11 protein-coding genes are annotated in these 11,962 nt (G+C 43.2%); all 11 read right to left on the bottom strand.

Going from position 1 to position 11,962, the window contains the following annotated elements:
• Positions 1-31: 31 nt before the first annotated feature.
• Positions 32-3,178: an nSTAND1 domain-containing NTPase gene (locus tag FDK13_RS10420; RefSeq protein ID WP_137339927.1), complete on the bottom strand. Its 3,147-nt coding sequence runs from the start codon at positions 3,176-3,178 to the stop codon at positions 32-34.
• A 13-nt stretch (positions 3,179-3,191) separates the two neighbouring features.
• Entirely contained in the window at positions 3,192-3,611 is a 420-nt protein-coding gene (locus tag FDK13_RS10415; RefSeq protein WP_170982770.1) for an ATP-binding protein, read from the bottom strand.
• Between the two features lie 11 nt (positions 3,612-3,622).
• Positions 3,623-3,943 carry an anti-sigma factor antagonist gene (locus tag FDK13_RS10410; protein ID WP_137339925.1) on the bottom strand — a complete coding sequence of 107 codons (321 nt, stop codon included), beginning with the start codon at positions 3,941-3,943 and terminating at the stop codon, positions 3,623-3,625.
• Between the two features lie 117 nt (positions 3,944-4,060).
• Complete coding sequence (gene glgX / locus FDK13_RS10405; protein ID WP_137339924.1) at positions 4,061-6,181, bottom strand: glycogen debranching protein GlgX; 2,121 nt, start codon at positions 6,179-6,181, stop codon at positions 4,061-4,063.
• Positions 6,182-6,184: 3 nt separating this feature from the next.
• Positions 6,185-6,523 (bottom strand): STAS domain-containing protein, encoded by a 339-nt coding sequence (locus FDK13_RS10400; RefSeq protein ID WP_137339923.1) that lies wholly within the window; start codon positions 6,521-6,523, stop codon positions 6,185-6,187.
• 27 nt (positions 6,524-6,550) lie between these two features.
• Positions 6,551-8,374, bottom strand: a complete 1,824-nt coding sequence (locus FDK13_RS10395) for an AGE family epimerase/isomerase (RefSeq protein ID WP_137339922.1) — start codon at positions 8,372-8,374, stop codon at positions 6,551-6,553.
• Positions 8,375-8,439: 65 nt separating this feature from the next.
• Positions 8,440-8,862 carry a VOC family protein gene (locus FDK13_RS10390; protein ID WP_137339921.1) on the bottom strand — a complete coding sequence of 141 codons (423 nt, stop codon included), beginning with the start codon at positions 8,860-8,862 and terminating at the stop codon, positions 8,440-8,442.
• A 4-nt stretch (positions 8,863-8,866) separates the two neighbouring features.
• On the bottom strand, positions 8,867-9,445 hold the full coding sequence (locus FDK13_RS10385) for a DJ-1/PfpI family protein (RefSeq protein WP_137339920.1): 579 nt from the start codon (positions 9,443-9,445) through the stop codon (positions 8,867-8,869).
• A 26-nt stretch (positions 9,446-9,471) separates the two neighbouring features.
• Complete coding sequence (locus FDK13_RS10380; protein WP_137339919.1) at positions 9,472-9,864, bottom strand: nuclear transport factor 2 family protein; 393 nt, start codon at positions 9,862-9,864, stop codon at positions 9,472-9,474.
• Positions 9,865-9,962: 98 nt separating this feature from the next.
• Positions 9,963-10,385, bottom strand: a complete 423-nt coding sequence (locus tag FDK13_RS10375) for a hypothetical protein (RefSeq protein WP_137339918.1) — start codon at positions 10,383-10,385, stop codon at positions 9,963-9,965.
• 33 nt (positions 10,386-10,418) lie between these two features.
• Positions 10,419-11,951 (bottom strand): GMC family oxidoreductase, encoded by a 1,533-nt coding sequence (locus tag FDK13_RS10370; protein WP_137339917.1) that lies wholly within the window; start codon positions 11,949-11,951, stop codon positions 10,419-10,421.
• Positions 11,952-11,962: the final 11 nt, after the last annotated feature.

Here is an 11,962-nt window from a genome sequence, read left to right as displayed (position 1 = left end):
TATTCAATTTCATAACCCAGCTGATTAGAGATTACTCCCTCATTGTTTTCTGATAATCAATGTCTTTTCCGATATAGGTATTCCATTCATCGGTCGTAAAATTTCGCTTTACCAAAGCCAAAACTTTTGCATATAGCTGATCGGTATTAATGTCCCAAATCCGGACAGACTTGTCTGCACCGCAGGAAATAAGTTTGTTACTATCGGCCGTAAAACACAGATCCATCACCCAGTTATCATTATCACGAATCACAACCGGTTGCTGCTGTAATAGAATGTCTTTATAGTTCCAGATGTGAATCGAGCCATCAAAACTGCAACTCGCCATCTTTTTTCCATTTGGTGAAAAAATGATACTGTTCACCGCCGAAGTATGTCTTCCGGTAATAGAATTTCCTCTACCGTTAATGGCATTATTTTTAAGATTCCAGGCGTAAAGTGAGCCGTAATTATTGCTGGTAATCAATCTTTTCCCATCAGGACTAAAGGCCAGAGAAGAAACCTGATTCCCAAATTCCAGACCGCTATAAACAATCGGATCTTTTTTCAAATCACTTAAATCAAAGGCAAGTATTTTCCCACCCGTAGAACCACACATTAAAATTTCTCCATCCGGGCTTATTGCTGCGCATAATAATGCGTGACGGGTTTTGACATTCTGAATTGAGTCCAGCGAATTTCCATTTACTTTCCAGGACCGGATACTTCCTTCGGAGCTGACCGAAATCAGTTTGGCTTTATCATAAAGCAAAGTATTGACCGGCGCATTTTGAGCACGAATTACTTTTGGAGGGGCTGTAACAAGTCCATCATTCCAGCTAAAAAGACGTCCGTCACTACTCCCCGCAAATACATTTTTCCCATCCGCAGAAAAAAGAACAGACCGCAAATCTTTGCTAACTCCTTTTGGCAAAGGAAAACTTTCCGGCCTTTGAGACATATTAGCCAGCGACCAGATTTTCACCGTTCCGTCTTCACTTGCCGAGGCAAGTTTTGTATGATCCGCATTAATGGAAATTGACCTGACGATATCAGTATGTCTTCGTAAAACCGTTTTCGATTCCGCCAATTTTGAAAGTGCGTTGAAAACATCAGGCGAATCCTTTGCGTCTTTATCATTAAAACGATAAGCCTGCAAAGCCAGAAGCGCTGCTATATCATCCTTACTTTCAGGCATTTGATATGACTGAATCGCAATGGAACGAGCCACCGCCAGTAGCCTTAGCTGTTTTTCCTTCTCTGTTGCGGCATCAGCCTTTTCCCGTTGCCTGTTTGCAACCAAAACAAGCGTATCCACTTTTACTTTCTGTTTTAAAACTTCCAATTTTTCGTTTTCTACAATCCTCTTTTGCTGCTGGGTTTCAGCCAAAGCAATTTTGGCAACATCTTCACTCTGATTTGCAAAAAGTTTCGCCTGCACGGCTTCCTTTTCTTTCTTTACAGCAATTTCTCTTTGTTGAAATGCAATCTGCTTTTGTTCATCTGTCAAAAGCCGCTGCTGTTCCGCGATTTCCTGCTGTTGTTCAGCAATTTTACTTTGAACAACTGCTTCTTTGGATTGTTCTTCCGCACGTTTCCGCTCCGTTTGAGCCACCTGCTCTTTTATATCTGATTCTTTTAAAGCCTGCTTGGTTTCTGCCTGCAAATAAGTCAGGTATAACACAGCAACCGTTGCAACAATGGCCAAACCGATCCCCATAATGGCCAGATACCGACTCTGGGTCAACGCCTTTCTTTGTTTATCTTCCTGACTTTTTACTGCAAACTCGTATTCTTTCCTACTGTATTCCAGATAGTTGATCGCTCTTTCAAAATAAGGATCATATCTTTTTGCCCATTCGGCAGTTGGCTTATTATCCTTTTGCCATTTTAATCCCAACTGCAATTCAGGATTCACCCAAAGCCCTGCTTTTCCGTCATTATAAAGGAGAGCCGTCGTGCTAAGTTGTTTGTAAAGTTTGGCGGATTCAAGTTCCTCATCAATCCAGCGACTTAATCGTTTCCATAAATTAAGAATCCTCTCAGCAGTAAGATCAATAATAGTGTCCGGGCTCAGAAATATTCCCTGATGGGGAGAAAGAAAAGAAACGCCTCTTTCCCGAAATGCATCAATCACGTCAATTAACTGATATTCAGGAACTCCCGTTATTTTTACAATGTCTTTTAGTGGTGTAGGACGTAATGTTGGCGCATCGTTTGCACCGAGTACGATCAGCGTTTTGAATAATTTTTCAGCAGCGTTTTTTCTTCTGTCATCAAGCTTTTGATTATAGATTTCCTCTGCATGGACGGTGATTGAATTTTTCATCGTACCAATTGCCTCGTATTCAACAACTGAAATCGGCACAGACGGCAGCTGCGTTACACTCCATTTATTCCAGGTCCGAAGCAAAGCATGCTGAAGAATCGGTAACGAATCCGGATTATTCTCAATTTCTAAAAGCAGTATTTTGACAAGTTCTGGTGTAATTTCAGCACCCGACGTTTCAATCGGTTTGACGATTACTTCCCTTACTTCCCGCTGTGTCATTTTGGGAAGCAGGTAGTAGCCCAGGTTTATTGCTTCGGTTAATCCCTTAAAATCTGTACAATGGTCCAGATAATCAGATCGCATGGTAATGGCAGCATAGGCAAGCGCGTGATCAGGATTAATGAGCGTTAGAATTATTTCGATAAAAACGGAGGCTTCGGCCCGGATCTCACGATCGCCGCCAACAGCCATTTCATACCGAAAAACTTCTTCAAACTGATCTATAACCAGTAAAAGCTTGTTCCCGCCCAAGGCGGAAACAAGCGTTAAAACCATTTGTTCGGCAGTATTCAACGACCAGTCACTTTCAGAGAGGTCTTCTGAAAAGTCTGTAATCGCCATTTTTCTGAGCTGGCCGTACAAAGCGCTGACAAGGTTACGAACAGGATGTGCTCCGGGTTTAAAAACCACGACAGTCCATGCCTCTTTATCCTCTTTCGAGTTTTCCAAAGAAGGTATCAGCCCCGCTTTTATCAGAGAAGATTTACCACTACCAGAAGAACCAATCAGCGCCAGAAAACCACTTCCAAGAAGCTTCTGACGAAGCTCGCTGATATGTGTATCCCTCCCAAAAAATAAAGCGTGGTCTTCATATTCATAGCTTCTTAGCCCAGGAAAAGGATTGGACAGCGTTGTAATATTGACCATATCGTTAATTCTATTACCCTTTTTTCATTATAAACTTATTCCGATTCTTGCCTGTCGAAAAATCGTAGGAAAAATCATCTACGCCATTGATTGTCAGAAAAATACCAAGGCCTCCAATTTCTCTTTCTTCCAAAGGAACTGATAGATCCAGTTCGTCAGGCAGCTCATTTTCGAGCGGATTAAATGGCTTGGCATCGTCTTCCAGAATGACGATCAATTCAGTTTCAGTGATTTCACTCAGCAAGTTGTAAGTGCCTGTAATCTTTTCACTTTCATAACCATACAAGATGATATTGGTGGCAATTTCGTCAATTGCCACTTTGAGATTATAGGTAGATTTTTTGGATAATCCTGCCTGTTGCGCAAGCTCACCTATGTAGTCCCGCAACGGGTCCAGAGAATCGACATTACCCGGAAAGCTTCTGGTTTCCATGCCCATAGGATCTATACAGGATATTGATCAACAATTGTTACACTGTGGTGAAGGCCCGTTTTCTCAAGCGTGTCAATGATCAACTCCTGTGGTTTTACAATAAAAATGTTAAGACCGACCCCTATTTTTTGTTTTGAAAAAATAAGCACACGAAGGCCGGCTGATGACATAAAATCAAGCTTTTCCATGTCAAGTACCAGTGTTGATATCGACTTGGTTGTCAGTTTTTCTATTTCCGTTTGGAAAACCCGTGCTGACAGTGAGTCAAGCTCTCCTACCAGTGTTAACGTTGCTACCGGTTCAGCTACAACAGAATCTATTTTGAAAGCCATGAGTATTTTAATTTTATAGTTATGTCAAAAAGTTATTTTGGCTTTCGGCAATCGGCTGTCAGTTTTGGGTATTCGCAGTTTACTAACCGCTAATTGCTAATGCCTAAAAGTTATATTTTATTTTCCTACCAGAATTACCGTCGATCTTCCTCCAACCAGAAATCTACCTTGTTCGCTCAGGATTGGTTCTTTTCCAATTTCGAAAATATCCTCTCCTGACGGCATACTTGTATTGACTGCCAGATACCAGTTTCTCCCCGCAGAAAGTACAGGAAGTTCATAATAAAGGGCGTCCCAATAGGTATTCATCGCCACATAAATCATGTCATCTTTGATCGTACCGTTTTTTGCATGGGCACCATCAAGCATAAACGCAAGGCACTTGCTCGAATCTGAATAATCCGGTTTCCAGGCTTGTGTTCCATGGAAACTAATATCCGGAAATCCGCTGCCCACATAGTCCCTGTGCTGAAAATGTGTCGCACTTCTCAGTACCGGATGCGCTCTTCTGAACCGCAAAATATGGCGGGCGAAAAAGTAAATATCATCATTCTTTTTCAGCAATCCCCAGTCCGTCCAGTTGAGTTCGTTGTCGTGGCAATAGGTATTATTGTTACCAAATTTTGTCACACCCATTTCATCTCCTGAAAGGATCATCGGAACACCCTGGCTAACCATCAGTATCGAAAGTGCATTTTTAATCTGGCGGTGACGAAGCTGATTAATTCCTGCATCTTCGGTTTCTCCTTCGACACCATGGTTCCAGGAATCATTATCATTTCCACCGTCATTGTTATTCTCACCGTTGGCAATATTATGTTTTTCATTGTAAGCGAAAAGATCGTACAACGTAAAACCATCATGACAGGCAATGAAATTGATACTGGCCGTTGGTCCGCGGTAGTAGTAAAGATCAGGAGAACCCTGAACGAGCTGGGCCATTTTGCCAACCAATCCATCATCACCTTTCAAGAATTTCCGTATACCATCGCGGTACTTCCCATTCCATTCAGCCCAGCGGCCATATGCGGGGAAAGATCCAACCTGATAAAGTCCGCCTGCATCCCAGGCCTCAGCGACCAGTTTACATTTGGCCAGAATCGGATCGTGTGCCAGCGATTCCAAAAGCGGCGGATTGCTAAGCGGTGCACCATTCTGGTCACGACCAAGAATGGCCGCAAGGTCAAAACGGAAACCGTCGATGTGGTAATCGGCAGCCCAGTAACGAAGGCAATCCAGTACCATATTTCGCACAACGGGATTGTTACAATTCAGCGTATTTCCCGTTCCGGAAAAGTTGAAATAATAACCTTCCGGCGTAAGCATGTAATAGGTTTTGTTGTCAATTCCACGGAAAGAAATCGTATGTCCGCGGTGATCACCTTCGGCAGTATGGTTAAATACCACGTCGAGCATTACTTCAATACCGTTTTTGTGCAGTTCCTTGATCAGCGTTTTCAACTCATCAACCTGCATTCCAAACTTTCCGGTAGCGGCATAACCTGCTTTTGGCGAGAAGAAATTAACCGTACTGTAACCCCAGAAATTGACGATCAAACCGCCCGTTACCGGATTTTCCTTACTGTTTTCCCACTCATCAAATTCATAGATCGGCATCAATTCAACACAGTTGATACCCAATTCTTTCAGATATGCGATTTTGCTCCTAATGGCTGCGAACGTACCCGGATTTTTAACTTCCGCAGACGGATGCTGCGTAAAACCTCTCACGTGCATTTCGTAGATCACAAGATCTTCAATCGGCGTTTCCAGCGGGTGATCATTCTCCCAGTCGAAATCTTCAAAAACAAGACGCGAACGGTAAGGATAAACATCGTCCCAGTTTGGTTTTGCCAACCAGGTATCGCGCCCGCCGATGGCTTTTGCATACGGGTCGCTCAGGATAATACTCTTGTCAAAACGATGTCCTTTTTCAGGATTGAAAGGACCGTCCATACGGTAACCGTATTCCAGTCTTTCATAATCCAGATCAAAAACGATCATGGAATATACATTCCCCGTACGGAATTCCTCAGGAAAACGGATCTCGGCGAATGGTGCAAGTTCTCCTCTTTCAAATAAAACCAGCGTACAATCAATCGCCTCACTGGAATAAATACTGAAATTGATACCATTTGGAACCATTGTCGCACCAAATGGAAGCACATGCCCCCTTCTGAATTTAATCCCTTCCTGTTCGTGGGTCGGATAATAGTCTATGCGTATGTCTGTCGCCATGGCTTAATCCTGTTTTAAAAAGGAAAGTGCTTCATCCTGTTTCTCAACGATTTTGAAAAAGTTGATAAAGCCAGTCATCGACATCACGTCCTGAATTTCTTCGGAAACCCCTACCAAAACCACTTTCCCGTTTTTGGCCTTTACATTTCTATAAAGCATCAGAAGTACCCTGAGACCTGCGCTGGACATAAATTCAACCGCGGTCAGATCAATCGCAATAGTATTCGATTTATCCGTTGCAAGTTTGGTACTGCGTTCAAACTCAGGCGCCGTTTTACTATCGATGTTGCCCTCTACTTCGACGACAGCGATGTCGTCGAAGTCTTTAATTGTAACTTTCATAGGAAGTTCGTTAGTATGTTTTTACAACTACTTGGCAGGACTGATCTGAACTTTCACACGAACTGCTTTGTCAGATTCCGGCAATGTTACCGTCAAGGCCTGAGCATCGAAATTTGTGTACGGAACGTCGTCAATAAATACTTCACTGATGTAGATACTTCCTTGTGGCAGAATATCCGGCGAAACGCGAAGGATATTATCTTTAAACCCACCCGGATATGGTTTGAAGTAGAAATAAGTCGGCTCTTTTGTGATCAATAAATTGATATAAACCGCTGACAGATAGCACAATTCAGTACTATGATAAGCGCTCATCGAGTGACTTCCTTTGAAACGTTCTGTTCCAAGAAGGTAAGGCATACCATTTGAGAATACGTTGAAATATACACCACCATCATCCGTATCAAGGAAGAATGCGTTATAGAAAGCAGCCGATTCGCGAGCGTATTTTTTGTAGTCTTCATCACCCAAAACACCGTACATGATCAGGTAAGCCAAAATCGCCTGTTCCTGCTGCCACCATGCTTTGCGGTCATGCCATACAAACTGATGTTTTCCACCTGTTTTCGCTACACGTTCAACCACGTCATACCATCCGCCACGTTGCTGATCCGAGCCAGCTGCCGGCATCAATTCTGCGATTTTTTTTGCAAAAGCAAGGTATTCGTCTTTTGGTGTCAACGATTGCTGACGGATCAAATTCCATGCGATTTTCAGATTGTGACCTACCACCGCACGGTTTTGCTGCCATCCCCAAGTCTGATCTTTACTCCAGTCTTCATGGAATTTTTCCTGAACGAACGGGCTGTTTTCGTAATCCGGGAAATATTTTGTGATCGTATCAAATGTATATTCAAGGAAATCAGCGTGTTTTTTCTCGCCCGTTGCCAGATACAAATTGATCAGATAAGCGGGTGCATGATCACCAACCGAGTTCCAGTTTTTACGGGCGCGGTTATGAGCCAGAGACTCTTCGTGCGCATCCATTGAAATCGGGTCAAGGTGAGAGAAATAACCTTCGCCGTTATGATCTTTGAAATATTTTTCAAAAAGATCAATCGTTTTATCAATGTCAAAGCGTATCTTAGGATCTCCCGTGATCCGGTATGTCTGCGTAGGTCCTGCAAGTGCATAGATCTGCTCGTACATTGGAAGTGAATCCAGGTCATCACCAAATTCCGAAGTCAAAAGTTTAGTTTCTTTTTGACCTTCCACTTTCAAACCGTGATACCAGTACACAAGATCGTCGTCCTGATCAAAGAAACGCATGTGGTCACGAAGATATTCCGTACCCAGCTCTGCGCCTTCCAGAAATTCTTCTTTTCCAGTCAACAAATAAGCAGATGCAAATCCGTAAACCATACGGGAAATGGTGTCAGTTTCCTGAAGATAATCACCTTTTTTCGCACCACCCAAATGAAGCATTGTGCGGTAGTTCTTGTAATTAATTTCGTCTTGTGGATAGTTAAACTGCCATTTTAAATAACTTGTAGCAATAGAACTGATCTGCTCAATCCACCAGTTTTGTTCTTCATGACGATAAGCCGAAGGTGCATTTCCCGGAAACACAAGCTGCTGCGCTTCAAAAGTTGCCGAATCCTGACCTGCATTTGGATAAAAAGTACCGTAAGCAAAAACGTACTGTCCGCTTGTCGCAAGAAAAGTATCAATTTCGCCAGGATTTTGCCATCCTTCTGTAAGGTTACGTGTTCCGCGTGCATAAGTAGAAGGGATCAGGTTAACCTTGAATTTTCTCTTATCCGAAGTTTCTAAAAGAAACCAGCGTTCCTGTGGACTGAAGGCATACACATAGCCCGCAATGGTGTCTGAAAAGGTGAAGTCTATATTCATTTGAGTCGATAAAAAGGGTTGTTGATTTAAATTTTCAGATGAGGATAATTCAATTCGTATCCGGATTAGAGAAGATCGCCCTGATCTTTATAACCCTGCGTTATTTCAATGATATTGCCTTCGGGATCTTTCAGCCAAACGGTTTTCCACCCGGGAATCACGTCGTCAAAATGAAGCGGACCAAGTGTTACCACAGCGTCAGTTCCCATTTCTTCCATCTTTGCTTCTATGTCATCGACTGTAAAAGCAATGTGGCGAAGACCTGGGTAATGCGGGCCGTCCGCTTCTGCCATCGGGCAGGGACGGTTTTCTTCGGGAGGAAATACTTCGAAGTAAAAATCGTGGTCGTTTTTGAGGAAAACCAGCTCAGCGTCGTCACCCAGACTGATCACTCTGGCTCTTCTGAAACCAAAGTGTTTCGCGTAAAAAGCTTCAAACTTTGCAAGATTTTTCACTGTTACTGCCAAATGAAAAAAGGACGTTTTCATGGTTTCAGTATTTAGTCGATTCAGATAAAATCTCAATAATTTTCTTAGCAAATAAATGCGCGTGTCCACCTGAACGGCCCGTTACCAAGTCACCGTCAACAACTACATCTTCATTGGTGTAGATCGCGCCGTAAGCTTTTGCATCACCGATCAGATTATTATGACAAACCAGTCTCTTGCCCCTAACCAGCTCAGTAGCAGGCGCCGTCAGCCACAAACCGTGACAGATAATTCCTTTCAAAATGCTTTCTTCTGCGAAAGCACGTTTAAGAAATTCCGTTGCCGGCGGGATTTTTTCAACATCCTCTGTATAGCGAAGACGGTCAGAAACCATTCCGGATGGAACGATGATTGCGCTGTAACTGCGCAATTCTTCGTCGCTCATGTTTTCAAAAGATTCGTAGCAATCCATCGGCACTTTGTATTCGTGGCCGGTGAAAGTTATTTTGTCATTTCCCCATAGCCTGGATAAAAAATGGATCTCGGCGCCTTCTTCCGGAAAGCGGTATTTGTAATAGAAAATTTCGTTTTCGAAGTAATCGGCTTCAAAGAGAATTCCGATTTTTTTTCCGGCAAGTTTCATGTCTTGTATGTTGAGGAGTGATAGAATTAAGCCAAAGTTCCGTCCGGATACTGCACCATACCGGCGAAGTGAATAGCGATTTTTCCGTCTTTCAAAACCCAGCTATCGGCGAAACGCATTTCACTTTTCGCTCCTCCTGCCGTCATCGTAATCTGTTCTGTGATCATGAGCGTTTCCGGGTTTTCCGTTTCAGCCCAAAAAACGATATCCGTTTCAAGACCGTCAATTCCCAAAATTCCCTGCATATGTTCCTTCACCTGCTCTCTTCCCTGATAAATTACCGGGGACTTTGAGAAGCTGCTGATCAGTGTGGCGTCGTCTGTATATTGATCCAAAAGCGCTTCAATATTCTTATCCAGAATATGCTGAATATGCTCTTTGTACATTTTCCCCAATTTGGTATCTGGTACGTTTTTCATCGTTCAGGATTTTAAAAAAGTGGTTATTTCAGGATGAACATGGACCTGCCTTTCGTTGACAGATCCTGCTCTAACGTTGAGTAAATGCAATGTTCTAATTACAGTGTTGCCGAGCCTTCATGGTATTCCAGGCCGTCGACTATATATTTTGTGATGATCGCTTTGCCGTCCAATCCTTTCACTTCCCAGGTTTGGAACGCGTCACATTTGATTCTTTTGCTGTAAGCTTCCGGTGCATTCCATACGCTGGCTTCCCATTGTACTACTACTTTTACAGTTGCAGTATTGCCGGTAATTACCGGTTCAACTACTTTCACCGTGTGAACTTCATCAAAGAAAATCCTGATCACACGCTGAAACCAGCCTTCAAATCCGGCGTATCCGTAGACTGTTGCTTCCGGAAAAACCATTTCCAGCTCTTTGTCGGCAAGGTGTGGCAATACCTCAACCATTGGTACGTGCACGTCCAGTTTTTTATACCATTCGGTAGCTAATTCCTTTATTGATTCCTCCGTAAGCATTGCTTCTAAATTTTATGTTTGAATACTAGATTTCTAATCATTTAAATGATCTTCGAGGATCATATCAGCGGCTTTGGCACCGATTACAAAACTGGTCGCCACTGTATTTCCGCTTGTTACCGTTGGCATCACAGAAGCATCCGCTACACGCAAACCTCTAATTCCATGCACTTTAAGTCTTGAATCAACTACCGAAAGCGAATCTTTTCCAATCCTGCAAGTCCCGGCCGGATGCCATAAGGTTGAACTTTGCGTCCGGATATATTCTGTGACATCCGCTTCTCCCGGCGCTATTTCGCCACCACTCAATTCCTGAAATTTAGGCGTCGCGGCAAGGTTCCGAACCAATTCTACCGCGTTTTTCAGCACTTTCACATCTGCCTCTTTTTCAAGATAATGCGGATTGATCACAGCCGGTTCAAACGGATCATTTGATGACAAAGTCACTTCTCCCCTGCTTTCCGGCTGAACAAGAATGGGTAGAAAAATACAGATCGGCCCGCCAAAATCAGGTAATAACGGAGCCAAGGGCCCCGGCAAACTGGGTGTAAAATTCAACTGCAAATCAACCAGACCGTTGTTCTGTTTTGTATTGACAAAAAGGACATTTCCAGTCAAAAGTGTAGTTTCAGGCATTTCAATTTTGGAACGAAAAACCATAGGAAGCTGCAAATGATCCTGAAGATTTTTTCCAACGCCGGGAAGATCTGCTTCTACTTTAATATCCAAAGCTTCAAGCTCAGCAGCAGGGCCGATTCCTGATAACAGTAACAGTTTGGGAGAGGCAAGCGCACCGGCTGAAATAATCACTTCTTTTGAAACAAAAACCCGATTTTTTACTCCACTAATAATGTATTCGATTCCAACAGCTGTATCTTCTTCAATGATAATCTTGGTAGTGTGACAACCTGTTAGTACCGTTAAATTATCCCGATCAAAAACCGGATCAAGAAAAGCAGATGCGCCGCTGTCACGTTTGTCGTTTCCGGTAATATGGAATTGGAGCAAACCTGCTCCGTTTTCCTGACGAGCGCCGTTGTAATCCCAATTAGGTCCGTCATAACCCAGTTCCATGGCACCTTTCAAAAAATGTTCCGAACGCATTATGTCGTCAGGACAGTCACGGATAGATAATTCACCTTCTGCTCCATGAAACTCGGAAGCGCCGTTTTCAAAATTTTCCAGTTTGATAAAATAAGGCAAAAGGTCTTCATAACCCCAGCCATCGGCTCCTTGTGCTTTCCAGGCTTCAAAATTTCCGGGATTACCACGCACATACATCATCGCATTTATGGAAGAACTTCCTCCTAATACTTTTCCCTGATTAATAACAATCGAACGATCGGCTAATCCGGGCTGATTTGTAGTTTTAAGCGCCCAATCCAGTTCCGAAAACCACAAGCTTACAAAGCCGCCCGGATCTTTGATAGCCGGATTTTGATCCGCACCACCCGCTTCCACAAGCAAAACTTTATTGGCCGGATCAGCGCTCAGGCGATTGGCCAGAACACTTCCCGCGGCACCAGCACCTACTATGACATAATCGTATTTAGAATCAGAATCCATAACTTTTTTGT

This window comes from Dyadobacter frigoris (assembly GCF_005280585.1).
Classification (GTDB): Bacteria; Bacteroidota; Bacteroidia; order Cytophagales; family Spirosomataceae; genus Dyadobacter; species Dyadobacter frigoris.
This window is presented reverse-complemented; position numbering and strand designations above follow the sequence as displayed.

Excerpts from the sequence above, each read along its gene's own strand:
- FDK13_RS10385 (WP_137339920.1), bottom strand. The coding sequence starts at position 9,445 with ATGAAACTTGCCGGAAAAAAAATCGGAATTCTCTTTGAAGCCGATTAC.
- FDK13_RS10415 (WP_170982770.1), bottom strand. The coding sequence starts at position 3,611 with ATGGAAACCAGAAGCTTTCCGGGTAATGTCGATTCTCTGGACCCGTTG.
- FDK13_RS10410 (WP_137339925.1), bottom strand. The coding sequence starts at position 3,943 with ATGGCTTTCAAAATAGATTCTGTTGTAGCTGAACCGGTAGCAACGTTA.
- glgX (WP_137339924.1), bottom strand. The coding sequence starts at position 6,181 with ATGGCGACAGACATACGCATAGACTATTATCCGACCCACGAACAGGAA.
- FDK13_RS10380 (WP_137339919.1), bottom strand. The coding sequence starts at position 9,864 with ATGAAAAACGTACCAGATACCAAATTGGGGAAAATGTACAAAGAGCAT.
- FDK13_RS10390 (WP_137339921.1), bottom strand. The coding sequence starts at position 8,862 with ATGAAAACGTCCTTTTTTCATTTGGCAGTAACAGTGAAAAATCTTGCA.
- FDK13_RS10375 (WP_137339918.1), bottom strand. The coding sequence starts at position 10,385 with ATGCTTACGGAGGAATCAATAAAGGAATTAGCTACCGAATGGTATAAA.
- FDK13_RS10400 (WP_137339923.1), bottom strand. The coding sequence starts at position 6,523 with ATGAAAGTTACAATTAAAGACTTCGACGACATCGCTGTCGTCGAAGTA.
- FDK13_RS10420 (WP_137339927.1), bottom strand. The coding sequence starts at position 3,178 with ATGGTCAATATTACAACGCTGTCCAATCCTTTTCCTGGGCTAAGAAGC.
- FDK13_RS10395 (WP_137339922.1), bottom strand. The coding sequence starts at position 8,374 with ATGAATATAGACTTCACCTTTTCAGACACCATTGCGGGCTATGTGTAT.
- FDK13_RS10370 (WP_137339917.1), bottom strand. The coding sequence starts at position 11,951 with ATGGATTCTGATTCTAAATACGATTATGTCATAGTAGGTGCTGGTGCC.